Here is a 25,252-nt window from a genome sequence, read left to right on the forward strand (position 1 = left end):
TGTCAGCGTACAGCGCTTTTGTCTGTCGGGTCGGTGTTAACGGTCCAGGTTCATAACCTTGGTCCAGGCGTTGATAAAGTCGTCAACAAACTTTTTCTTTGAAGTATCAAAAGCATAAACTTCAGCTACCGCACGCAGTTCAGAGTTTGAGCCGAAGATCAGATCAACAGAGGTGGCACTCCATTTTTTGCTGCCTGTTTTACGGTCAAAGCCTTCGTATACACCTTCAGTGGCAGACTTTTTCCATACCGTAGACATGTCCAGCAGGTTGACAAAAAAGTCATTGTTCAGTGTGCCTGGCTTAGCTGTGAGCACGCCGTGTTTAGCGCCCTGATAGTTAGCATCCAACGCGCGCAAGCCGCCGACTAATACCGTCATTTCCGGTACAGTCAGATCTAGCTGATCGGCTTTGTCTATCAACATCTCAGTAGGTGATTTATAGCTAGCGGTAGCATCAAAGTAATTTCTGAAGCCGTCAGCAGTCAGTTCAAGCAGGCTAAATGAGTTAACATCGGTCATCTCCTGGCTTGCGTCACCACGGCCGGGTTTAAACGGTACTGTGATACTGTAACCCGCATCTTTAGCGGCCTGTTCTATTGCAGCTGCGCCGCCCAATACAATCAGATCGGCCAGTGAAACTTTACGTTTGCCTTTATTAAAGTCTGCTTGCACTTTGCTTAGCGCTGCTATTACTTTAGCGGTTTCAGCCGGGTTATTTACCGTCCAGTCTTTTTGGGGGGCCAGTGCAATACGGGCACCGTTAGCACCACCACGCATATCTGCATGACGGTAGCTAGCTGCTGCCCCCCATGCTACACGCACCAACTCTGGTACTGTTAAGCCTGTTTTTAAGATGCTGGCTTTTAGTGACTTTACATCTTTGTCATTAATGTTCGATTGGGTTTTTGCATCAATAGGATCTTGCCAAATCAGGATGTCTTTCGGTACTTCTTTACCCAAAAAGTTACGTGGTGGTCCCATATCGCGGTGTGTCAGTTTATACCAGGCTTTGGCAAAGGCTAAACGATACGCTTCCGGATCTGCCAGGAAGCGCTCGGCGATTTTGCGGTACTCTGGGTCAAACTTCAGCGCTAAATCGGCTGTGGTCATTACCGGCGGGTTAAACTTACCTTTAACGTGAGCATCCGGCACGATTTTATGTAGCGATTCATCGGTTGGGATCCACTGAATGGCACCGGCAGGGCTACGGGTTTGTTTCCATTCAAAGTTAAGCAGGTTGCTTAAGTACAATGACGTCCATTGAGTGGGTGCTTGTGTCCAGGCGCCTTCCAGGCCACTGGTAATGGTATCTTCTGAATGGCCTTTACCGCATTTGTTTTTCCAGCCCAGGCCTTGCTCTTCAATACCGGCTGCAGCAGGCTCCGGCCCCATGCAATCTGCGGGTTTGCGCGCACCGTGCATTTTGCCGAAGGTATGGCCACCGGCAATGAGCGCCAGGGTTTCTTCATCGTTCATTGCCATGCGTTCAAAAGCAACGCGAATATTTTTCGCAGAGCCCATTGGGTCCGGTACGCCTTTGGGGCCTTCCGGATTCACGTAAATCAGGCCCATGTGCGTAGCGCCCAACGGTCGTTGCAGCTTACCGTTGTTGTCTTCACGGTCACTGGCCAGCATTTCTACTTCCGGCCCCCAGTACACCATATCCGGTTCCCAGTCGTCGGCGCGGCCACCGGCAAAACCGTAGGTTTTAAAGCCCATGTTTTCCAGCGCAACGTTACCGGCCAGTACCATTAAATCTGACCATGACAGTGCTTCACCGTATTTCTGTTTAACTGGCCACAATAAGCGGCGGGCTTTGTCCAGGTTACCGTTATCAGGCCAGCTGTTCAGCGGCTCAAAGCGTTGTTGGCCACCGCCAGCACCGCCACGGCCATCCAGGGTTCGGTAAGTACCAGCGCTGTGCCAGGTCATCCGGATAAAGAACGGACCATAGTTACCAAAGTCAGCCGGCCACCAGTCTTGTGATTCGGTGAGTAGCGCATTGATATCTTTTTTTACGTTGTCCAAATTAAGCGTGTTAAAGGCATCGGCGTAACTGAAGTTAGGGCCGTAAGGGTTAGAGCGCTCATCGTGGTCACGCAGTGAAGAGAGATCTAGCTGCTGTGGCCACCAAAACTGGTTGTTTCGCACGGCCCCCAGCTGGGCACTACCCTGGCCGGTTGCACCGGCTGGCTTAGTCATTGTTTTGTCACTGGCAAAAACGGCGCCGGATACCAGCAACATACTAATAAGGCTGGCTAAGGCTTTTCTGTGAATGGTTCGATGTTTCATTGTTTGGTTCCTTTAGGTTAACGTTTTGTTGCGATGAAAGGCAACGTACTGATATCAATTAAACCGGTTAGCGTTTAGCTTTGAACCCAAGCTGCTGCCTAACCGTTTTGTGTAGCGGACGTTACAGTGCATTGCCCGCTTCGGAAAACAACAACAAAAATAGTATAGTAAGAATCTGATTGTTTTATGCGAATTAAAGCGATTGCCTTAATCTATATTATCGATATGTGACAAATGGCTGCCGTAAATAGCCACCAATACGTGCGCTTTAATACATAGTGTCGCCGCGTTAAATGCATTCAGTTTCATATGCGGAAATAGCAGCAATTAACAGTTTTTGTACTGGTGGCTCAGCCTTGTTTTAAGTCAGGATAGGGCTTTACTTTGCTATCAAAGGTTTTTGTATGTTAAAGCTAAACAGCCTGCGCACTGCGTTGAGCTTTGCTACCTTGCTGCTTATCGGTGAAGCGCAAGCGCAAAACCCGCTGGATTTTGGTTTATTAATTAATGGCAAACCCATTCGTACGGCAGACCCGTCAGCTCATGTCTGGCAGGATGGCCGCTTATATCTGTATACCTCGCATGATGAAGAGTGCCAGGCCGATTTTCATATGAAAGACTGGCATGTGTTCTCCAGCGATAACCTGACCGACTGGACTGCACATGGCGCCGTACTATCGGTTAGTGAGCTGAGCTGGGCGGATGACTATGCCTGGGCACCCGATGCAGCCTATAAAAACGGTAAGTATTACTTAGTGTTTCCGGCTGGTACCGGGATAAAAGACAGAGTAAACCCGAAAAATAGCACTAAATGGATGGGTATTGGCGTGGCCGAAAGCAACTCACCCGCCGGCCCGTTTACCGATGTAATAGGCGGGCCGCTGTGGCGTACGCCCTATGCTAATGACCCTGCGCTATTTATTGACGATGACGGCACGGCTTATCTGTATTTTCATGGTATTGATTTTGACTACCGCGTAGTAAAAATGCGCGACGATATGCGTGGTATTGCAGGTGACTTTATCAAAATGGACATGGGCGGCTACGAGCCGAAAATGGAAGGGCCCTGGGTGTTTAAGCGCGATGGTATTTATTACTTTACTATGCCCGAAAATAACCGCGTGCTGACCTACTATACGGCGACCAGCCCACTTGGCCCCTGGACCTACCGTGGTGAATTTATGGCGCAAGAACATCAAAGCAATAATCACCATTCGATAGTGCAATTTAATGGCCAGTGGTTGCTGTTTTACCATCGCTGGCTTGACACTGCTGCGTCAGGTTGCGAAAAAAGGCAGCGTCATGTGGCGGCAGAATACCTGCAGTTCAATGCCGATAGCAGTATTAGGCCGGTGCAAAGAACTGTCACAGGTGTGGGGCAAATTGCGCCACGCTAATTGCACATTGCTGTATACCAGTTGTAGCCAAGACGCTTAATGTGCTGCCAGTCTTCGTTATCTGTGTAGTGTTAACTGTTGCTTGCCCGGCAAACAAATTTGGTTGCTAAATGGTGATCAGGTATATTAGCTGCTGAGCACATTATATTGACTAAGCAGCAGGTAGTTGAATTGACTGCACCTTTACCTGAACACCTGACGCCAGGCCCAAGTGATTTATGGTTTTTACCGCTTGGGGGATGTGGCGAAATAGGCATGAACCTTAACCTGTATGGCCATGATGGTCGCTGGTTGATGGTCGATTGCGGTGTGACATTTTATAACCCATTGCAGCCAACACCCAGCCCTATAACAGCAGAAGTACAAGCCGCCGATCCGGCGTTTATCACTCAGCGTCGTGAGCAGCTTTGCGGCATTATTATTACCCATGCTCATGAAGACCATATTGGTGCCTTGCCATTTTTATGGCCGCGCTTTAATTGCCCGGTATACTGTACGCCTTTTAGCGCTGAAATTTTGCGCCGTAAACTGGCCCGTAGTGGCCGCTCGCAAGACATGCCAATCATTGAAATTGCGCCAGGTGGCACCTGCAATATAGGGCCATTTTTAATTAACTGGCTTAATATTACCCATTCGATACCCGAGCCGCAGGCGCTGTTAATTAGCACGGCTGCCGGTAAGGTGTTTCACACTGCTGATTGGAAAATGGATGCCGCACCCATTACTGGCAGGGCGTTTAAAGCGCCGGTGTTTAAACGGCTGGCAGCGCAGGGGATAACGGCGATGGTGTGTGATTCTACCAACGCGTTAAAGAGCGGTTTTTCACTATCAGAAACTGCCTGCTATCAGGCGCTATATGAAGTGATTTGCCAGGAACAACAACGTGTAGTGGTAAGTGGCTTTAGCAGTAATATCGGCCGGTTAATCAGTCTTGGCCGCATTGCCCAGCGCACTGGCCGGTATCTGGCGTTGTTTGGTCGGGCGATGGAAAACATGGTTGGCGCTGCCCGTGCCTGCGGTTACTGGCCAGACGATATTCCACTTATAGAACCTGCGCATGTTGGCTATTTACCGGCAGGTGAAGTATTAGTAGCCGCCACCGGCAGTCAGGGAGAGCCCAAAGCCGCACTCAACCGCATGGCAGAGCAGCGCCATCCGCATTTACTGCTGCAGGAAAACGATTTGGTGCTGTTTAGCGCCACACTGATCCCTGGCAACGAAATGTTAGTCAGTCGCTTGTTGGATAAACTTAAGCTGATCAAGGTGCGTACCTTACAGCCGGCTGACAGTTTATTGCCTATTCACGTATCTGGCCATCCGAATCAGGGCGAGCTGGATTTACTCTACCGTTACGTTAAACCGGCCATCGCCATACCGGTGCATGGCGAAGCGGCGCATATACAGGCAAATGCCGCTGTTGCGCGTGCGGCAGGTGTGCCACAGCAATTAACCGGGCAAAATGGCGATATTTTTGTGCTGGCACCAAAGGCACGCATCTGGCCGCAGGCTGTTGTTAGCGGTCGTATTGCCGCAGAGCACTAACGCCGGCTCGGTTATCGCCTTTTTACACAGGCAAACAGGGCGTTACCGGCGGCGTTGTCCCAAGGCGTTATTATGTCGTAGTCGTGCGCCAGTATGTGCACGTCAAAGTACGGCAACAGCAGCGCTTGCAGTTCATTAAAGCTGATGGCGACCATAGCATGCTGATCGCGCCATATTTGCGTATCATTGCCGCGGGTTTTGCTAATACTTAGCTTCAGTGCTTGTTGCTCGCCATCGCCGCTGTAGTGCCAGCCTGATTCAAACTGAAAAAAACTGTCGTCGTGTACGGTGCTGTGGCGCACGCTGCTGTTATTACATATGGTGGCTTTATCTACCGCATTAAAACAAAACACGCCACCGGGTGTTAACGCGGCGTGGGCGCTGGCAATACATTGCGCCAACAGGGCAAGACTCTGGTTGTAATGAATAGAGTATAAAAAACAGCTGATTAAATCGACCGGCTTATCCAGCGTAAAGCCAGCCATATTTTGCAGGATAAAATGAGCTTGTGGGCAGCGCGCTTTGGCTAAATCCAGCATAGGTTGGTTGATATCCAGCCCGCTGCACTGGTAACCGTAATCAATAAAATGGCGGATGTGCGGCCCGGTGCCGCAGGCTAAATCGAGGTGGTTGTTGCCGCCATTACCCAGCAACTGATGCAGACGGTGCACGGTATTGCTTTGTGCCGGATAATTGATGTCGCAGCACATTAAATCGTAGTAGCCGGATAAATCGGTGTATAACGCATTGGACGACATCATCGCTGCATACTGCCTGGGCGAAAATAGGGTGGCGCATTTTATAGCAGTTGCAGCATTTTGCGAAGCAGGATTATTAAGCGGGAACCACTATGCTGCTGTGGCAGCATGGTGCTAAAAGCGCTGCTGTAAATAAGCGATGATAGCGGCCGATTCATACAGCCACTTAACCTCGCCACAGGTACTTTCAATGCGCAGGCAAGGTACTTTTACCTTACCGCCGCCTTGTTCAAGTTCGTCACGGTATGGCTGATGATGCTGTGCATCACGTTTGGTAATATTAAGCCCCAGCCTTGCCATTTCTTTGCGCACCTTTATACAAAACGGGCAAGCCGCGAATTGATACAGTGCCAGTTGTTGGCATTCGGTGTCTACCCGTTGTTGCTCAGCCTGGCTGCGCGCTATGGCTTTTGGCGTAGTGAGTTTTTCTGCCAGTAACATAAAAGGGGTTAAGATAAAGCGAATCAGGCGGAAAAATAAACGGATAAACAAGCGCATAAACTACTCTGTTGGTTAAATTTTTATCGGCTAACACAGCAAAACGGCGTTAGTGTAACATTGCTATTGCAGTTATGCCTATGCTGCAGCGAGCCATAATTACCTAACCGCAGCTTTTCACCGCAGCGGATCTACGAACATTAAGTGTTAGCGTCTGGCGAAATATCAACGTGTCTTTGGCGTGAGGAGAGCATAGCTATACAGCCTACACAATATATGATTAATTAAGGTAACTTAAAGCGATCTTGTTTTTATTTATTGTTAATATTGATATTTATTAATGTGGCTTTATCCGTTAAAATTCGTCTGAATATTTAACATGCACCCAGGATATTACTTTGCCAAAGCCCTATTTGCCCACGTTATTGCTAAGCGCAGCAGTTTTTGCTGCACTGTTAACCTCAGGTTGTGTAAGTACAGCGAACGACAACCCAGCAAACACTACGACAGCTGATACCAGCCAACGTGCCAGTACAATATTTAGCTCAAGGCTGCAGGCGGCAGATGGCGTACAGACAACGTTGATAGCAGAAAACAGTGTTAAAGTCGCCTTTAATGGCAACAATATGTTTTCTCATGACGGCACTGGCATCAGTGCTCAGGCGCAGCAGCAGTTAGCACAGGTTGCTGCTGCGTTAAATAATATTCCTTATACTAATGCACTGGTGTTGGAGCACACTGATAGTTCTGGCCAACTGGCCTACAACAATAAATTGTCGCAACAGCGTGCCGAACAGGTAAGGGCCGTTTTGATACAGCAAGGTGTCGCTGTGCAGCAGGTAGCAGCCGAAGGCCGCGGACCAGCAGAGCCGATCGCTGATAACAAAACAGCTCAGGGCAGGGCGGCTAACCGCCGTGTTGAGTTGATAATAACATTTGAATAAAAGCCAACGTTAAGCGGGTAAACAAGGCGGGATTACCCCGCCTTGTTGCTTTGTAATGCGGTACTTTGTCTTAATATTGTTGCGGCGGTGTGTTTGTGAAATAACCTCTGTTACTCTATCGCCCTGACGATAAAGCAGGATCACTATTATGCAATTTAGTAAACTGGGCGCAGCTAATATCGATGTATCCCGTGTTTGTTTAGGCACTATGACCTGGGGCTGTCAAAACAGCCAGGCTGATGCTGACGCGCAGCTGGATTATGCACTGGCTCAGGGTGTTAATTTTATTGATACCGCTGAAATGTACGCTATACCGCCTGCTGCTGACACGTACGGAGCTACTGAGCGTATCATCGGAAATTGGTTAAGCCGCAACCGCACCCAGCGCAACAATATTGTGCTGGCATCAAAAATGGCTGGCAGCGGCCTCTCTTACATCCGTGGTGGCGGCGATATGACGCCGGCAACCTTGCTACAAGCGGTAGATGACTCGTTAGTGCGGCTGCAAACCGACTATATCGATTTATACCAGTTACACTGGCCTAACCGCGTATCGCCACATTTTGGTAAACACAGTGTCGGCCGTATTGGCTTCTCGCACGTTGATAGTGAGCAACAAACTGCACAAATGCTTGGCTTGCTGCAGGCACTTGATAGCTGCGTAAAGGCCGGTAAGGTCCGTTTTTGTGGTTTGTCCAACGAAACACCGTGGGGCATTAGCCAATACCTTCGCCTGAGCGCAGAGCATAATCTGCCGCGCATGGTGTCAATTCAAAATGAATTTAGCCTGTTGCATACAAAAGACTGGCCCTATTTGATTGAGCAATGCGTGCACGAAAACGTTGCTTATTTGCCGTGGTCACCGCTGGCAACCGGCGCATTAAGCGGTAAATACCTTGATGGAGCCAGGCCAAAAGGCGCGCGCTGGAGCATGTTGCAACGCCATGGTTTGTTTCGTGATACACCACAGTCGCAACAGGCCATAGCGGCTTTTACTGAGTTAGCACTAAGCCATCATGTTAGTGCTACGGGTTTGGCACTGGCTTGGGTTAATCAGGTAGATGGCGTAACGTCGACGATTATCGGCGCCACCGATATGACGCAGCTACAGCAAAATATCGCTGCCTTTTCAAAGCCATTAACCGCTGAGCTTAAGGAGGATATAGCGGCGTTTTTACAACAGCATCCATCACCTTTTTAGTCGGTAACAATATCGTTGCTTCGCGCCGCTGGAGGAGGCGCGCCTATCAGGTTTTTCTGCTGCTTTAGTACTCGTTTATGAAGAATCACTTGTACTGCCTGGCATAAAAGCCGGCCAGACTGCTGCAAAATAAGCCTGAAACGACAGCAAGCACTAGCCTATACCAGTGGCGATGTGCAGGAAAGCACCTGTCATAATAAAGAAACCTAACTGCAGACAAACCGTCAAAAAAGTACCTAATTAATGTAACTTAGAGTGTTTACTTTACTCCATCACTTTGATGTAGGTATAAAAAATGACGTATAACACTCCTAATAATTTCAAGAAAAGTACTTTAAGCGCGCTTATTTTAGCGTGTTTGGCCAATCAGGCTGTTGCTGATACCGCTAGCCTGGCCACAGAAGCCGATGTTGAACGAATTACCGTCACCACGCAAAAACGGGTACAAGCGATTAAGGATGTTCCGGTTACAGTGTCAGCCTTCACTGGCGAAATGCTAGAACAACTGGGTATTCAGGACTTGGATGTGCTGTCAGAAATTACTCCCGGCTTAATTATCCAAGAACAAAGCCCGAATAATCCCGGCTTTGTAATACGCGGTATCACCTCTGACAGTGGCTCAGCGCAGACGGCACCCCGCGTTTCTGTATATTACAATGGTACCGATATCTCCCGCTCACGCGGTTCGTATTTTGAACTGTTTGATATTGAACGGGTAGAAGTGGTAAAAGGCCCGCAAGCCACCTTATTTGGTACTGCGGCGTCAGTGGGCGCACTGAGCGTCACTACCAATAAACCGCAAGAAGAATTTGAATCCGCCATCAGTTTAGGCTTTGGTAATTTTGCGGCTAAAAATGCGCAAGGTTTTTTAACGGGCGGCACACAGCAAGTACAAGGCCGTTTAGCCTTTACCTATCGGGAGCGAGATGGCTATGTGAAAAATATCGCGGCCAATCAGCCAGACTTACACGGCATTGATCGGGTGGGTATTCGCCCATCTCTACGTTTCATGCCTCACGACGATCTAACCATTGATCTGGTGTATAACTACGAAAAAAATAACGATAGCGGTACCGCGTTTAAAAGCCGCCGCTTTGCGCCAACCGGTGGTGACACCAGCCCCTATAGTTTTGTCGAAGCCTCGGGTAGCCCTGTTGCCGCCCAGGTATTTGGCAAAAGTGATTTAGGTATTGAGCGCACTGTAAAAGATCTTAACCTCACGCTGAATTGGGAGCTAAGTGAGCAGTGGCAACTTACCAGCATCAGTGCCAAACGTAGTTTTGATTCTTTAGAAGTGTTTGATGCTGATGGTACCCAAGCATGGTTCTTAGAATTTGCCGAAGATGCAACCGGTGATCAGGTTAGTCAAGAGCTACGCTTAAACTATAATAGCGATAAACTAAACAGCTTCTTTGGCGTCAGCTATTTCGATGAAGAAGGCTCACAGCGCGTACCCTTTAGCACCGAAGAATCGATTTATCTTAATTGTATTGGTCAGCTTGCCGCATTAAACGTGCCTTGTATCAATCCAGATGGCAGTGTTACGGTATTAACGCCATTGCTTACGCAAGGCCAAGCTCAGATTTTACCGTATTCAGGCGTATTCCAAAACTTTGGTGAAAATACCGCTTATTCCGCTTTCGCCGATGTTAGCTATGCCTTCACTGACAAATTAGAAGTCAGCGCAGGCTTACGTTATGTCACGGAAGATAAAACCAGCCGTTATGCGTCAAACTTCCCTAATGCGGTGCTTGCGGGAGCCCCATTGCTACCTGTTGCCTCAACGGGTGGTGAGATTTTTAGCGCTGATGGCAGCTTTAGTAGCTGGTTACCGCGTTTTAACGCTCTTTATCGCTTTAATCCTAATGTGAATGTCTATGCTACGGTGTCTAAAGGCCGTCGCTCAGAAGTAGTAGATGTCGGTTCAGCAAACAGCAGCAATGGCACCATTCCAAGTATCACCGAGATCCCCGCTGAAACTATCTGGAACTACGAAGCCGGTGTTAAAGGCAATACGGAAAATAATCGCTTACGCTACGCCGTCTCGATGTTCTATCAGGATTATCAAAACTTCCAAGTGACCCTGCAAGATGATGCAGGTAACTTCTATACGGATAATGCCGGTAATGCTAAAAACATCGGTATCGAAGCTGAATTTAAGGTAGCTGTTAGCGACGAGCTAGAGTGGTTTAGTAATCTGGCCTGGATTGATGCCAAAATTGATGATAACAGCAGTAATGGCGATCTGGCCGGCAACCGCTTCCGCTTGCAGCCAGAATATACGCTCGGTACAGGCTTAATGTACTCGCGCGATTTAACGGCGGCGTACCGTCTGAATAGCTCAGTAATGTATACCTTCCGCAGTGATATCTTTTTTGAAGAAGATAATACGCCGGTTGCGGGTTTTGACATTAGCCAAGCTGCGGTGCAGTTAACCAGCCTGCGGATTGGCTTAGAGAATACCCAGCAAAACTGGTCGGTTACCCTCTCTGCCAGCAACCTGTTCGATAAGGCATACTTGGTGGATGCAGGTAACACGGGTGGCGCCTTCGGCTATCCAAGCTTTGTTCCTGGCGCACCACGTTTCATTGGCATTGAGTTCCGCAAAAGCTTTATGTAATTAATCTTATGCGCTGCGCACTCTCTAAGAGGGTGCGCTTTTTCTTTTTCAGCGTTTAAAATAGGTATTCTATGCGTTTATCCACTTTAGCCACCTTTCTGCTCACCAGCTGTTTATTTAGCCAAACACTCGCAGCAGAGCAACTTTATCAATCCCAGCCAACTGCCGCCTTACCCAGTTTAGCCAATAGCGGCAGCCATGCGGTGGGCGTAACGACCCTGACTATTGTCAATCCCGCCCAACTAGAACCACTAACGCAACAAATCGAAGATCGGCATTTGACCTTAGAGATCTGGTATCCAGCAGGCATTATTCCGGCAGACAGTCCCGCAGCTACCTATGAGAACGTCACCAAAAGCCACCGCCCGTTTCAGATCCAAGGCGTGGCTTTTCGTGATGTGCCAGCCGCCCAAGATCAGCGCTATCCGCTGGTGGTGCTGTCACACGGCTATACCGGCTATCGCACCCTGATGTATTATCTGGGTGAACATCTGGCCTCACATGGTTATGTGGTAGCCGCAATTGGTCATCCGCATTCAACCAATGCCGAGATTGATCAAAAAAATGCGCCATTTCGCGGTTTTTTAAATACGCTATTTCATCGCTCGCGCGATCAGCAATTTGTGTTGTCTTACTTTAAACAGCAGCCTGAGGCGCTCTCTGGCATTATTGACAGCCAAGCCGCGGCGGTGATTGGCTATTCCATGGGCGGTTATGGCGCCATTAATACTGTCGGTGGCTGTTTTAATTTTACGCCAGAAGGCATAAGTGCGCTGACCGGCCGACAAGATGCCGCCACTCAGCAAGCGTTACAGCAAGCACTCAACAGCTGTGCCGGTGGTCAGTATCAAAATGTGCAGGTCGATCCCGCCTGGAAAGCGGCAATTGCTATCGCACCTTGGGGCGGGCAACATCGCTTATTTAACGCCGATGCCTTAGCCAATATTCAAGTTCCTATGCTTTATACCGCTGGTGATCAAGACGATGTGTCGGGTTACGAGGGCATGCAATGGTTATACGAGCAAACCGGTAGCCCAGCGAAATATCTGCTTACTTTCCATCACGCCAGACATAATATCGCGCCGCATCCCGCCCCGGGCATTGCCCGTGAAACGCTGGTCGACTTTTCGCACTACCATGAGCCCGGTTGGTCTATTACGAATATTAACAACATTAACCGGCATTTTGCGCTAGCGATGCTCGATTGCCATGTGAAAGCCAAAGCCGGGCAATGTGCCTTTTTAGCGTTAAGTCCTACGCCAAGTGCAGGTAAAGCCAACGCGACGCAGCCAAGCGGTTGGGTAGGCTTTCCGGCACGGTTTGATACAGGTCTATCCTGGCGATATCAGCGTGCAGTAAGTCAATAATCGCTTAATGAAAAGCTGACTTAATGTCGCAACCGATGAATGTAAAAAAGTTGCTGTCGTTAAATGCTGAATGTAGTACAGTGACGCCGTTCAGTGTTTAACGTCAAATAAGCAGAAATCTACTTAATGCCGTATTCGTTTATAACAGCCAGCCGTAATTTGCGTAAAGTGAGTATCACTTTACTGCTTTTTATTCAGCTGTTATGTGCGTTGGCCAGTGCGTTTAATCTGGCGCCGGTGGCAGGCGAAACTGATATCCATCATGCTGGTTATAACCTTCTCGTGCCTGACCACGCTGAAGTGGCGGCTAGTAGTTTGGCTGCTGACGATGCCCATCAGCATGGCTGCGACCACTGCAGCCATTGCCATGCCAGCCATACGGGCTTGTTTAAAGCTGCCGTCGCGGTGGCGGTAGAACCGGATGTTCAGCCGGATTTCTATCTTAGCCATATACCGTTATTGGCCCAATCTGGTATTTACCGTCCTCCAATCGCCTGATTTTATTGTTGATTTATTTTTAGTCTGTCAATAATCAGGAATTATCTATGTATTGCATTTTTATAGGCAAACGCTTATCAGCGCTTGTCTTGCTGGTGTTATGGCTAGCAGCACTAAACACCACTGCGTTAAACGCTACTGAATTAGCCGCAAAACCGGACATACTTACGCTACAAGATGCGGCTAAACGGCTACTACAACAACATCCTCAATTGCAGGTATTTGACTGGCGTATACAAGCTGCTGCCGGTCAGCAGCAGTTGTCGGCCTTGAAACCGGGCTATGAGCTTGCTGTCAGCGCAGAAAACCTGCTGGGCAGCGGCGAGCTGGCCGGCGTGAAAAATCTCGAGCTGACCGTGGCCTTATCGTCAGTGCTGGAGCTGGGTGATAAACGTCAGGCCCGTATGGCTGCCGTGGGCGCTGAGCAGCAATTACTGCTGGCGCAGCGTCAGGCCGCGAGTTTGGATCTGCTTGGCGAGCTAACCCAGCGCTTTATCAGTGTACTGACTTTACAGCAAAAGCAGCAACTGGCCGACGATGCCATTGTCATTAGCGAGCAGGCGTTGCAAATGGTAAGCCTGCGGGTACAAAGCGGCGCAGCGCCACCAGCCGAGCAGTTACGTGCCAAAGTGCTGCTGCATCAGGTGCAGTTGCAGCGGGGGCTATTGCAAGCCGAGCTGGACAGCAGCAAGCTGGCACTGGCCAGCTTGTGGGGCGCGCAACAGGCTAACTTTAGTGTGGTGGCGGGTGACTTATTTGCGCTTAGCGAGAGTGCCGATTTTAATCGCCTGTATCAGCAACTGCTGAGTACCCCTCAACTGGCAGTATTTGCTGCCCGCCAGCGCGTGCAACAAGCCAGACTGGAGCGGGTACAAAGCCAGTCGGCCGCCGATGTGCGCTGGCAACTGGGACTGATGCGCTCGCAGCAAAGCGGCGATGTTGGCTTGCAGGCACAGTTCTCGCTGCCGTTGTTTAGCGCTCAGCGCAATCAGGGCGCGCTCAGCAGTGCCCAGGCAGAGCTGGAGGCTGAGCGCGGCAATGGCCAGTACGAGCTGTTACAACTGCGTGCCCGCCTGTATCAAGCCTGGCAAAGCCACCGTTATAGCGCCATGGCGGTAAGGGATCTGCAGCGTGATATTGTGCCGGCACTGCAACAGGCGCTGCAGCAAACCCAAGCAGCTTACCAGCGCGGCCGCTATGGTTACAGCGAGTGGTTGTCGGCGTGGCAGGCCTTGCTGGACGCCCGCTTGCAACTGGTCGATGGGGCCAGCACGGCGCTTAGTAATCAGGCAGTTATTGAACAGCTATCCGGTATGGCTTTTGGCGTACCGTCTTTTTCTTCCCCGGCTTTTTCTCAGCCCGTTATTTCTGCAGCAGGGACATCACAATGAATAACCGTATGATCATTATCACCGTTTTATTTTTACTGCTAAACGCCAATGCGCAGGCCGGGCCAGGGCATTCGCACGAGAAAGCATCGCAGCTTAAAGCAACAGCGTCGCCCAGCGCTGCCAATGAGCATGCTCATAGCGAGACCGTAACAATAAGTGCCGCTATGGCACAGCGCGCCGGGCTTAGTGTGGCGTCGGCAAGTGCCGGGCGTATTGAACGTCATTTGCCACTTTATGGCGAATTGAGGTTGCCACCGGCGCAACAGGCGCAGGTAAGAGCACGCTTTCCCGGTGTTATCACTGAAATAACGGTTGCTATTGGCGATGACGTAAAGCAAGGCCAGGTGCTGGCATACATTGAGTCTAACGACAGTTTGCAGCGCTACCCTCTGCTGGCACCCATTGCCGGGACGGTGGTACAACAGCTTGCCAGCCAGGGTGAATACAGCGCTGGTGAGCCGATACTTCTGCTGGCGGATGCCACAATGTTATGGGCTGAGCTAAAGGTGTTTCCGGCTATGCTCAATGACGTTAAACCCGGCTTACCGGTACATATCGACAGCCGCGCCGGGCGTATTGATGGCAGTCTGCTGCATATTGTACCCGCCGCGAATAAACCCTATGTGCTGGCAAGAGTGCCGCTGGATAATCGCACCGGTCGCTTCGCCCCCGGCGAGCGTATCAGTGCTTTGGTAGATGCCGAGATTATTACTGTGCCGCTGGTGGTAGATAATCTGGCGCTACAGCAATTTGAAGGTAAACCTGTAGTGTTTGTCCGTGAAGCAGAGCGCTATGAGCCACGGGTTCTGACACTGGGGCGCACTGATGGTCGCTACACTGAAGTGTTGGCCGGGCTTACGGTCGGCGAGCTTTACGTAAGCGCGAACAGCTATCTGGTAAAAGCCGAGCTGGAGAAATCCGCTGCTGAGCACAGCCATTAGGAGCACACCATGATTAATGCTTTAGTGCGCTTTGCTGTGATGCGCCGTTATCTGATGCTTAGCCTGATTATATTGTTGGTGGGCGCCGGATTTTACAGTTATCAGCGGTTGCCAATAGATGCCGTACCTGACATTACTAATGTGCAGGTACAAATAAACACCGCAGCAGATGGTTATTCACCGCTTGAGGTCGAGCAGCGTATTACCTTTGTCGTCGAAACGGCGCTGTTCGGCTTGCCACAACTGCAATACAGTCGCTCGTTGTCACGCTACGGCTTGTCGCAGGTTACCGTGGTATTTGACGAAGGTAGCGATATTTACTTTGTCCGCAACCTGATTAGCCAACGCCTGGCCAGTATTACTGCTACTTTGCCACAAGGTGTAGAGCCGCAGTTGGGGCCGGTTGCTACCGGGCTGGGCGAAATTGTCACCTATAGCCTGTCGTTGAAAAGCGGGGCTACAGATGCCGTGGGCCAGCCGCTTGACAGCATGTTTTTGCGCGAAGTACAGGATTGGATTGTCAAGCCACAGCTTGCTCAGCTCGATGGTGTTGCAGAAATCAACACCATTGGCGGCCACGATAAGCAGTTCCATGTGCTGCCTGCGCCGGAAAAAATGCTGGCGTTTGGCATCAACATGGTGCAGCTGGCCGAGGCACTGCGAAGCCACAATGCCAACCGTGGCGCCGGTTTTATTGAACATAATGGACAGCAATTGCTGGTGCGTTCTGAAGGGCAGCTTGGCAGTATCAGCGATATAGAGCAGGTTGTGGTGGCGCTGCAGGGCAACGTACCGGTGCGGGTAGCTGATGTCGCCGAAGTTGCACTGGGTAAAGCGTTACGTAGCGGGGCGGCCGGATTAAATGGCGAAGAAACCGTGCTGGGTACGGTAATGATGCTGCAGGGAGGAAACTCACGTACTGTTGCGGCTAACGCTGCAGCAAAACTGCAGCAGATTGCAGCCACACTGCCACAGGGCGTTGTGCTGCAAACATTGTACGATCGTACAACATTAGTAGATAAAACCATTGCCACCGTACAAAAAAACTTGCTCGAAGGCGCTTTACTGGTGCTGCTGGTGTTGTTTTTACTATTAGGTAATGTGCGTGCCGCGCTGATCACTGCTGCAGTGATCCCACTAGCGATGCTTGCAACGCTTAGCGGGATGGTAAGCAAGGGTGTATCAGCGAATCTGATGAGTCTTGGGGCGCTGGATTTTGGCCTGATCGTCGATGGTACCGTCATCATCGTCGAAAACTGCATGCGTCGTTTAGGGTTAGCACAGCAGCAACAAGGCGCTGTTTTAGCCTTGCGCCAACGATTAGCCGTGGTACACAGTGCGACAATGGAAGTGATTAAACCCAGCTTATTTGGTGTCGCTATTATTACCGTGGTGTACTTGCCGTTGTTTGCCTTAACTGGTGTTGAAGGCAAAATGTTTCACCCGATGGCGGCTACCGTGGTGATGGCGCTGCTGGCGGCGATGCTAATATCCGTTACGCTGGTACCGGCGGCGGTGGCGGTGTTTATGTCAGGTAGTATCAAACTGCACGAAAGCCCGATAATATGTGCGGCTAAGGTCGTGTACCGACCCTTGTTGCAGCGGGTGTTGCAGCTGCGTGTGTTGGTGCTTAGTGTTGCCGGCGCGCTGGTAGCATGTTGTTTGTGGCTTGCCACTACGCTGGGCAGCGAGTTTGTGCCGCAACTGGACGAGGGCGACATTGCTTTGCATGCGATGCGGGTAACCGGCACCAGCTTAACGCAATCGGTACAAATGCAGCAGCAATTAGAGCGGCAGCTGCTGCAGTTTGCTGAGGTAGCGCACGTTTTTAGTAAAACAGGGACGGCAGAAATTGCAACCGACGCTATGCCGCCGAATGTCAGCGACAATATCGTGATGTTAAAACCGCGCCATAGCTGGCCTGATCCGGATAAAACTAAGGCTGAGTTAGTCGCGCAAATGCAAACGGCGCTGCAGCAGCTGCCGGGTAACAATTACGAGTTTACCCAGCCAATCCAAATGCGCTTTAACGAGCTTATTTCAGGTGTTCGTGCTGATGTGGCGGTTAAAGTTTTTGGTGATGACCTCGATACGCTGCTGCAACTGGCCAACAGCATAGCGCAGCAAGCCTCGGTAGTGGCCGGCAGTGCTGACGTTACCGTAGAGCAGGTATCCGGTTTACCGGTATTAACAGTTAATCCTAAGCTAACTGAATTGGCGCGCTATGGCGTCAGTATTGCTGAGTTTCAACAGCTACTTAGTATGGCTATCGGTGGTGAAGAGGTTGGTTTAATTTATCAGGGCGATCGGCGTTTCCCACTGGTGTTGCGCTTGCCTGAGACAGTGCGTACTGATATTGCTAATCTGGCTTACTTGCCGGTACCGACACCTGACGGTGGCTATGTGCCGTTGCAAGAAGTTGCAACAATCGCTTTGCAGCAGATGCCTGCACAAATCAGCCGCGAAAATGGCAAAAGGCGGGTGGTGGTGTCGGTTAATGTGCGCCAGCGTGATTTAGGCAGCTTTGTTGCAGAGTTAACACAGCGAATTGATGCCGGCGTAAGCATACCCGCCGGTTACTGGCTGGATTACGGTGGTAGTTTTGAGCAGCTAAGCTCTGCCAGTCAGCGTTTGGCGCTGGTGGTGCCGGTTACGCTGCTGCTGATTATCATTTTACTGCTACTGGCATTTAATTCGCTAAAAGATGCGCTGATTATTTTTAGCGGTGTACCGCTGGCACTTACCGGTGGGGTGCTGGCGTTGTGGTTGCGGGATATGCCGTTGTCGGTATCGGCTGCAGTTGGTTTTATCGCCTTATCCGGGGTGGCGGTACTCAACGGCTTAGTGCTGCTGGCCTTTATTCGTCAGCTGTGGCACGAAAAAGGCGATTTGCTGTACGCGGTAACAGAGGGCGCCATTACCCGGCTGCGGCCGGTATTGATGACCGCGCTGGTAGCCAGTTTGGGGTTTGTGCCAATGGCACTTAATACCGGCACTGGTGCAGAGGTACAGCGGCCACTGGCGACAGTGGTTATTGGCGGTATTATCTCGGCCACACTGCTGACATTGCTGGTGCTACCCGTGCTGTACCAATGGTTGCATAGTAATGATAAGGCGCAGCCGGCTGACGCTGCCTGAGCTATTGGCGGCTTGATGTCACGCCGGTTTTTTTATGTAAATAATACCGCCGTACCACGGCGGGTGCTTTTTACACAAATAATACCGCCGTACCGCGGCGGTAAAGGGGCCACGCCAGTGTCAGGCCGCGCAGCAACATAAATACGCACAGCGCCAGCCACAGTGCATGGTTGCCTAAGCTATAGGCCAGGGCGTAACACAGTACAAAACCGGCAAAGCTTAGCAGCATGCCGTTGCGCATGGCCCGCCCCTGGGTAGCGCCAATATAAATACCATCCAGCAAATAGCTCCACACTGCCAGTAAGGGCAAGGTTATAAGCCACGGCAGGTAGTCGTTGGCAGTTTGCTGGACCGGCTCAATAGAGGTAAGCAGAGTAATTAGTGCTGGGCCGCACAGGTAAAAAAACAAACTAAACAACAGTGCTAATATCAGGCCCCACTGTGCCAAAATAACAAATAGATCCTGCAATTCGCTGTGATCTTTAGCGCCAACGGCTTTACCGGTGCAGGCTTCAGCAGCATAAGCAAAGCCATCTAAAGCATAAGACACCAGCAATAAAAAACTGATTAACACTGCGTTAGCCGCCACCACATTATCGCCAAGGCTGGCGCCCCGAAAAGCAAAAAAGGCAAAAACCAGTTGCAGGCACAGGCTTCGGATAAAAATATCGCGGTTAAGTGCAAATAAGCGGCTATAGTCGCTTAGTTGTTTAAGCACGCTGATACCAAGCGGGCCAAGCTGATATTGCTGCCACAGGCGGCGGGCTAAATAAAGCCCAAGCACTAAGGTGCTGTAATCGGCCACAACCGACGCTGCCGCCACACCCGCGACCAACCAGCCAAAACCCAGTACAAACACCACATCCAGCACAATATTCAGGCTTTGGTTAACCAGCAATAGCCACATGGGGTAGCGGGCATTGTGCAGGCCTAAAAACCAGCCCAGCAACACCATATTCAGCAGCGTTGCCGGCGCACTCCAGATGCGAATATCAAAGTAAATACCACCTTGTGTCAGTACCTCAGTGCTGGCAGCGCTTATTTGCTGCACTAACGGCCAAACAGCGCTGTGCAGCAGTAGCAGCAATATCGCCAGTGCCAACGCCACGCTGGCACCTTGCAGCAGGCTGTGGCGTATTGCCTGCGTGTTATCTGCGCCAAACGCCTGCGCGGTTAAGCCGGTGGTGCTCATGCGCAAAAAGCCCAACAACATAAACAGCAGGCTAATCACGCTGCTGCCAAGCGCCACTCCGCCTAAATACCAGGCATGGTCAAGATGACCCACCACGGCGGTGTCCACCAATGACAGTAGTGGAATAGTCAGGTTAGAGGCAATCATCGGCAGGGCAATTAACAACACCTGCTTTTGTTTCGGCCGGAAAAAGTTTAGCAAAGCGCGTGTATCATCAAGCAGTTATCAGTGTTTGGCATGTTAGCACATTATCCTGCCGTTACTCAGGCAACGGTCATTTTGTCTGGCAGTACCGCACCCGCCGGGCCCGATAATTTAACGGCGCAGCTGTCTAAGCATGGACATACTAAATGTTCTGTCTGAAGTTGAAAACCCACAGCAAGGCCCAATTAAATTCTGCAACCGTTAAAAATAAGGGAATAACGTGGAAATTAGTTTGCGCGAAGTAACAAAGGATAACTGGTTAGATGTTATTAACCTGCAAATAAGCCAGCAGCAACAAGACTATGTTGCGCAAAATGCGGAGTCGATAGCCGAATCACACTTTTACGAACATTACGTAAACCGCGCCATTTATCGCGGCGAAGAGGTGGTGGGGTTTTTACAGTATTACCAAGAGCTGGAAGAAGGCTTGCCGGATGAGTTTTATATCGCCCAATTTATGGTCGACCTGAAACTGCAGGGGCAGGGCATAGGTACTGAAGCCACCCGGTTGGCTATAGCAGAAATAAGCCAAATACCGCAGTGCAAAATTATCTCTATTTTGTATATGCCGGGCCATGATGCCATGCGCGATTTTTACGCCCGCTTTGGCTTTGTGGTTACCGAAGAAGATGAAAACGACGGTGTCGTGATGGAGCTTAAAGTACGAGACTAAAAGCCATTACCGCAGATTAACGCTTTTAAGCTGTAGACGTTAAATCGTGGCTATCGCAAATACTCAGCGGCAAGCGCTCGCTAACGCTGAGCCATATCCGCGCTTTATCCAAGCGCTTTGATATACCAGCGGCGAAGTTTGTTTGATATCGTCGCTGCGCATTTAGACGGCAGGTATGAGTGAAAAGCAGGGAATGCGTTTAATTTTGTTCTGACCCTAAAATTTTTGTTCTGACCCTAAAATTTATTCAGCCTCTTATTGCCCAGCGGTTTCCAACTCATGGCGTGCGGCCGTTGCCAGAAAATGGCTGCGATCACGGTATTTGTCCGGCGAGGTTTTTACTTTATTGTCTATTCGGCTGATTAAGGTGTCAGGTATGCTGATGTTAATCCGCTTGGGCTTACCTTCAAATGCCGACATATCGACATGTACCAACAGCCAGGCATCGCAAAAGGCATAGTCGGCTAATTTCTGATAGGCCAGTACACCGGCATCTCTAATATCCTGTACCGGCAAACCTTGTTCCTGCATCTGCTCCAGCAGCATAGTAATGGCTTCTGTAACCATCGGTGCTATATCTTCCTGACAATCTGCAGCGCTATAGCAACTGAAATTATCAGTGCACAGCGCAGGCACTACCAAGCCGAAAGCTTCACCGTTTTTGGGCTCTTCTATACCGACTGAAAAATACATACATCACCTCGCAGATGCAACAAGCTAAATACCTGCCGACTTCTTAATGGATTTAACTGTACCTATTGGCAGCGAACCTTTAGGGTGAGGCACAGCAAAGGTTTTTCCGGTAATGGGGGAGTACCAAATCTGGTGGCTGCCTTTACCCTGGCGTTTTAGCTCACAACCGGCTGCTGAGAGCTCCTTTATCAGATCCGTTGATTTCATTGCACCTCCCAACCTTGGAATAAGTATACACACAGATACACACACGGCAATGTGCAAAGTGATTTTCAGCCTCAGGAAGGCGAAAAATCGCTGGTATCGCAAATTTTAAGCGGCAAGCGTTCGCTAACGCTGTGCCATATCCGCGCCATATCAAAGCGGTTTGGTATACCAGCGGCGATGTTTGTTTGATAGCTTTACAGTAATAGTCAAACGACAGGTATGAAAAAAGCGGACTTAAAGTTTGGTTGAAGGGCGGGCTTTAGCCCGTCCCGGTTAGCGAAGCGAACGGTTTGAACCAGTTGTTAGAGGAATGCTCACGAGAACCATAACTTAAATACTGCTCCTGCAAGTGCTATTGCTATGCCAACAACAATTTTGGCGGCATGTTCTCTCCACCATGGCTCTGTCTTTTGATTGTTGTCAAAGGGTGATTTTGAATGCTGAATAAGTGAGTACATATCGCAATCTGAGTAATGCTCTGATGTTACATGTGCGTATAACCATCTAGGGTCTACTATTGGGACGTTCTCCCGCTTCAGGAAGGAATGCATTGCATCTCTATCAATTTCATCTGTGTGAAAGCCAATTCCAGTACAAAATAAACCAAAACGCTGATAGGTGATTTCAGGGCAGAAGTTTGAAATAAGAGATAATTTCTCACCTCCAATAAATGCAGAGGTAGCCTGTCCGTGTTAATGTCTTCGCTTTTATATAACAGCGAACGTCTTGTACAGGGCTTCTAAGGCTAATTCTGAAGTGGCGTTTACTGCGCCAATAACTTAAGTAGCCGCTCTTTACGGGCCAGGTAAACGTTATAGCCGTCATACTCTTGCCCTGATAAAGCAAGCGCTTTGTTGACTTGTGCGAGTGACTCTTCGTACTTCCCACTTTGCTCGTAGCCATAAGCTAGGCCATTGTAGGTGTCGGGTTTTTCCGGATAAAGCGTTATGCCGTATTTAAACAGTTTGATCGCTTCTTCAAGATCACCGTTATTAACGAAGTGGTAACCCAACTCCCGAACTACCCATTCCGGCGGCGGAGTCTGTTCGCCATATTGCTTTGATAGCCGGTTGTAATAATCTGAAATGGAGCGGGTTTCGCCGGTATAGGCTTGTATTGGCATTCGCAGCGGTAAAAACAGATTGTGATAGGCATTAAAAATGCCAGCGGTTGATGTTAAGCCATGTGATACGGTGTCGAACTTATCACTGATAAAGGTTAAGCCCTTGGGCGTGTTGGACGATATGAAGTTTTGCAAATCGTCGTAGCGCTCTCTCATAAAGCCGCTTTCTTCACCGATGTTCATATATAAATAGTTGTCTAAGGTTTTTGTTTTAGCCATAAACGCTTTAGTGCTTTTTGCCGTTGCGCCATGATTCCACCAAACGGCGGCACTGTAAGCTAAATGTGCCTGAAAAAGTTCTGGGTTGGTTTGCAGGGCATACAGGGCGAATACGCCGCCTGCGGAGGCACCCGCAATGACTTTAAAGTTATGAGTACGGTATTTATTATCCACGAAAGGGATAAGTTCGTTTTCTATAAAACTTAAGAACTTTGGCGCGCCGCCGCCAATGCCAAGCGGGCCCTGTGGTTCTTGATTGATTGTTGGAAATAAATCTCTCTGCCTGTCGGTATTTTCAATTGCAACAATAATAACTTCAGGCGCAGCGTTTGCTTCTTGCAGTCTCTCTAAAACCGCAGTAATAAGCGGGATGTTGCCTTTACCATCAAGCCGATAGATAACAGGATACTTTTTGTTGGGCGTAGACTCATAACTCTTAGGAAGTTGCACGGTGACCGTTCTGCTCTCGTTGAGCACATTAGAGTGAAGTGTGTCTGTCAGTAGTTTGTACTCTCCACCCGAACCTGATGCCTGCTGAGCAAAAACAGATGAAGCAATAACGGAGCAAACTATAAACAAAGTTATTCTTTTAGTGATATTGCTTTTTACCATTATGTATTCACCTATTTCACTATTTTTCATGAAGTTAACATACAGGCATGTGATTAGCAATCATAGCGTACCTTCTTTGGGGGCAAGGCGGCTTTGCTGTGCTTGCCCTAAACCAACTGCTGATACCGCTGCAAAAAATCGACAAAGGCGGTCACCCGTGCCGGGCGAAAACGCCCTGGCGGGTATACCGCGTAAATACCGGCTTGCGCTAAGCTCCAGTCGGGCAGTAGCCGGACGAGTTGGCCGCTGTTAACTAACTCGCGCGCGCTGTAGTCGGGCAGTATGCCAAGGCCGGCGCTGGCCAGCATGAGTGCCGTAATGGTATGGGTAGAGCTGGTTTTAAGCGGTGCCTGCAAATACTGCTCAACCTGCTGTTTTGCCCCGGTATGTCGGTTAGTGTGGCTAAAAGTCCACTGCTGCGGCTGGCTTAACGGCGTAAAAGCAATAAAGGCATGGCTGGCCAGGTCTTGCGGTTGCTGGGGTGTGCCGGCTTTTTCCAGATAAGCCGGCGCGGCCAGCAGCCATTGTTCAAAGCTGCCGAGTTTTCTGGCGTGCTGGCCCGAGTCTTTTAACCAACCGGCGCGGATGCTTAAATCGATACCTTCTTTAATGAGATCTTTAACCTGATCGCTGCTGCGAAACTCCACCTCTAAGGTAGGATGCAGCGCCATAAAGGCTACCACGGCGGGCGCCAGGATGCGGTTGGTGTAATCTTCTGGTGCGCTTAATACCAGCTTACCCTGTAATACTTTATCGCTGCTTTGTAATTGCTGTAAGGCGTGTTGCAGCTCGTCCAGTAGCGGCAGGCAATCGCGCAGTAACTGTTCGCCGGCGCGGGTTAAGCTGAGCTGGCGCGTGGTGCGGCGAAACAGCGCGACCCCTAATTGCTGCTCCAGCGCTTTTAACTGCAGGCTAATGGTAGTTTTACTGCAGCTCAGTTGCTCGGCAGCAGCGGTAAAGCTGCCGGCCTGTGCCAGGCGCTGCACCAGTTGCAGGCTATTTAAATCTGCTTGATTAGGCATGATTGTTTTAATTTATTAAACAGTGATTTTAATATTAATCTATTTTTCTGTGTTAATCGAGCCGCCATAATGTCGTCACATTAATTGTTCAGATAGCAACTTGTGAGGAAAATAGTATGGAATTAGTCATTTTAGGCGCATCAGGTTTTATCGGCTCGGCCATTACTGCCGAAGCATTGGCGCGCGGCCATAAGGTAACGGCGGTGGTAAGCCGGCCAGAGCGGCTGGCGGCAACAGCGGGTTTAAGCGTGTTAGGGCTTGATATTAACGACACTGCAGCGTTAACCAAGCTGCTTAGTGACAAAGCTGTGGTGATCAGTGCCTTTAGCGGCCACGCGCAGCAAGATGTAAAGGGCTATTACTTAAAGACGTTTAACTCGGTATTGAATGCGGCAACTGCAGCTCAAGTAGGCCGTTTGCTGGTGGTAGGCGGTGCCGCAACCTTACTGCTGGCTGATGGTAGCCGTTTATTGGATAGCCCCGGCTTCCCGGCAGAATACCGTGCTACTGCTGAAGGCGCGGCAGAAGTGTTACAGCAACTGCGTGGGCAAAACGCGCTTAACTGGAGCTTTTTATCACCGGCGGCAGAGATTTTCCCGGGCGACAAAACCGGCAACTTTCGGCTGGGGTTAGATAATTTACTTACCGACAGTGCAGGTAAAAGCCGCATATCTAACGGCGATTATGCTGCAGCTATGCTGGATGAAGCAGAGCAACCGCAGCATTTGAATAAACGCTTTAGCGTGGCGTATTAATAAGACCGTAAAATCACAGCACGCC

At 49.9% G+C, this 25,252-nt stretch carries 20 protein-coding genes; 12 read left to right on the top strand and 8 right to left on the bottom strand.

What is annotated here, in order from left to right; all coding sequences use genetic code 11:
- Positions 1–36: 36 nt before the first annotated feature.
- Entirely contained in the window at positions 37–2,292 is a 2,256-nt protein-coding gene (gene katG, locus ACYVIC_RS11290) for a catalase/peroxidase HPI (RefSeq protein WP_460859987.1), read from the bottom strand.
- Between the two features lie 404 nt (positions 2,293–2,696).
- Between katG and ACYVIC_RS11295 the strand changes: the two genes are divergently transcribed.
- Together ACYVIC_RS11295 and ACYVIC_RS11300 are read left to right on the top strand one after the other, a co-directional pair.
- Positions 2,697–3,689: a family 43 glycosylhydrolase gene (locus tag ACYVIC_RS11295; RefSeq protein WP_460859989.1), complete on the top strand. Its 993-nt coding sequence runs from the start codon at positions 2,697–2,699 to the stop codon at positions 3,687–3,689.
- 171 nt (positions 3,690–3,860) lie between these two features.
- A complete protein-coding gene (locus tag ACYVIC_RS11300; protein WP_460859990.1) occupies positions 3,861–5,231 on the top strand; it encodes a ribonuclease J in 1,371 nt (456 codons plus the stop codon).
- Positions 5,232–5,242: 11 nt separating this feature from the next.
- Here ACYVIC_RS11300 and ACYVIC_RS11305 read toward each other — a convergent pair whose 3' ends face one another.
- Together ACYVIC_RS11305 and ACYVIC_RS11310 are read right to left on the bottom strand one after the other, a co-directional pair.
- Complete coding sequence (locus ACYVIC_RS11305) at positions 5,243–5,992, bottom strand: class I SAM-dependent DNA methyltransferase (protein WP_460859992.1); 750 nt, start codon at positions 5,990–5,992, stop codon at positions 5,243–5,245.
- A gap of 111 nt (positions 5,993–6,103) precedes the next feature.
- Positions 6,104–6,487, bottom strand: a complete 384-nt coding sequence (locus ACYVIC_RS11310; RefSeq protein WP_460859993.1) for a glutaredoxin domain-containing protein — start codon at positions 6,485–6,487, stop codon at positions 6,104–6,106.
- Positions 6,488–6,825: 338 nt separating this feature from the next.
- Here ACYVIC_RS11310 and ACYVIC_RS11315 point away from each other — a divergent pair, with 338 nt between their 5' ends.
- The 8 genes from ACYVIC_RS11315 to ACYVIC_RS11350 all read left to right on the top strand — a co-directional run bounded on the left by ACYVIC_RS11315 (position 6,826) and on the right by ACYVIC_RS11350 (position 18,527).
- Positions 6,826–7,371: an OmpA family protein gene (locus tag ACYVIC_RS11315; protein WP_460859995.1), complete on the top strand. Its 546-nt coding sequence runs from the start codon at positions 6,826–6,828 to the stop codon at positions 7,369–7,371.
- A 148-nt stretch (positions 7,372–7,519) separates the two neighbouring features.
- Positions 7,520–8,572 (top strand): aldo/keto reductase, encoded by a 1,053-nt coding sequence (locus ACYVIC_RS11320; RefSeq protein ID WP_460859996.1) that lies wholly within the window; start codon positions 7,520–7,522, stop codon positions 8,570–8,572.
- A 295-nt stretch (positions 8,573–8,867) separates the two neighbouring features.
- Entirely contained in the window at positions 8,868–11,192 is a 2,325-nt protein-coding gene (locus tag ACYVIC_RS11325; RefSeq protein WP_460859998.1) for a TonB-dependent receptor, read from the top strand.
- A 71-nt stretch (positions 11,193–11,263) separates the two neighbouring features.
- Positions 11,264–12,559: an alpha/beta hydrolase family protein gene (locus ACYVIC_RS11330; protein ID WP_460860000.1), complete on the top strand. Its 1,296-nt coding sequence runs from the start codon at positions 11,264–11,266 to the stop codon at positions 12,557–12,559.
- 126 nt (positions 12,560–12,685) lie between these two features.
- A complete protein-coding gene (locus tag ACYVIC_RS11335; RefSeq protein WP_460860003.1) occupies positions 12,686–13,057 on the top strand; it encodes a hypothetical protein in 372 nt (123 codons plus the stop codon).
- 47 nt (positions 13,058–13,104) lie between these two features.
- Positions 13,105–14,448, top strand: coding sequence for a TolC family protein (locus ACYVIC_RS11340; protein WP_460860005.1), 1,344 nt, complete (start codon positions 13,105–13,107; stop codon positions 14,446–14,448).
- The gene (locus tag ACYVIC_RS11345; RefSeq protein ID WP_460860007.1) at positions 14,445–15,389 is read left to right on the top strand and encodes an efflux RND transporter periplasmic adaptor subunit; all 945 of its coding nucleotides are present in this window, start codon (positions 14,445–14,447) and stop codon (positions 15,387–15,389) included. The genes ACYVIC_RS11340 and ACYVIC_RS11345 overlap by 4 nt, the downstream gene beginning before the upstream one ends.
- Positions 15,390–15,398: 9 nt before the next feature.
- Positions 15,399–18,527, top strand: coding sequence for an efflux RND transporter permease subunit (locus tag ACYVIC_RS11350; RefSeq protein WP_460860009.1), 3,129 nt, complete (start codon positions 15,399–15,401; stop codon positions 18,525–18,527).
- A 70-nt stretch (positions 18,528–18,597) separates the two neighbouring features.
- On the opposite strand, the gene dinF is transcribed toward ACYVIC_RS11350, so the two are convergent.
- Positions 18,598–19,920, bottom strand: a complete 1,323-nt coding sequence (gene dinF, locus ACYVIC_RS11355) for an MATE family efflux transporter DinF (protein ID WP_460860011.1) — start codon at positions 19,918–19,920, stop codon at positions 18,598–18,600.
- 223 nt (positions 19,921–20,143) lie between these two features.
- Between dinF and ACYVIC_RS11360 the strand changes: the two genes are divergently transcribed.
- Positions 20,144–20,596 carry a GNAT family N-acetyltransferase gene (locus ACYVIC_RS11360; protein WP_460860014.1) on the top strand — a complete coding sequence of 151 codons (453 nt, stop codon included), beginning with the start codon at positions 20,144–20,146 and terminating at the stop codon, positions 20,594–20,596.
- Between the two features lie 255 nt (positions 20,597–20,851).
- On the opposite strand, the gene ACYVIC_RS11365 is transcribed toward ACYVIC_RS11360, so the two are convergent.
- From ACYVIC_RS11365 to ACYVIC_RS11380, 4 genes are all read right to left on the bottom strand, one after another.
- Positions 20,852–21,289 carry a type II toxin-antitoxin system HicB family antitoxin gene (locus ACYVIC_RS11365; RefSeq protein ID WP_460860015.1) on the bottom strand — a complete coding sequence of 146 codons (438 nt, stop codon included), beginning with the start codon at positions 21,287–21,289 and terminating at the stop codon, positions 20,852–20,854.
- A 24-nt stretch (positions 21,290–21,313) separates the two neighbouring features.
- Positions 21,314–21,496, bottom strand: coding sequence for a type II toxin-antitoxin system HicA family toxin (locus tag ACYVIC_RS11370; RefSeq protein WP_082694684.1), 183 nt, complete (start codon positions 21,494–21,496; stop codon positions 21,314–21,316).
- Between the two features lie 763 nt (positions 21,497–22,259).
- Positions 22,260–23,480, bottom strand: coding sequence for an alpha/beta hydrolase-fold protein (locus tag ACYVIC_RS11375; RefSeq protein WP_460860017.1), 1,221 nt, complete (start codon positions 23,478–23,480; stop codon positions 22,260–22,262).
- A gap of 77 nt (positions 23,481–23,557) precedes the next feature.
- Positions 23,558–24,472, bottom strand: coding sequence for a LysR family transcriptional regulator (locus tag ACYVIC_RS11380; RefSeq protein ID WP_460860019.1), 915 nt, complete (start codon positions 24,470–24,472; stop codon positions 23,558–23,560).
- A gap of 116 nt (positions 24,473–24,588) precedes the next feature.
- Here ACYVIC_RS11380 and ACYVIC_RS11385 point away from each other — a divergent pair, with 116 nt between their 5' ends.
- On the top strand, positions 24,589–25,227 hold the full coding sequence (locus ACYVIC_RS11385) for an NAD(P)-dependent oxidoreductase (RefSeq protein ID WP_460860020.1): 639 nt from the start codon (positions 24,589–24,591) through the stop codon (positions 25,225–25,227).
- Positions 25,228–25,252 lie beyond the last annotated feature (25 nt).

It is taken from the genome of Rheinheimera gaetbuli, assembly GCF_054781935.1.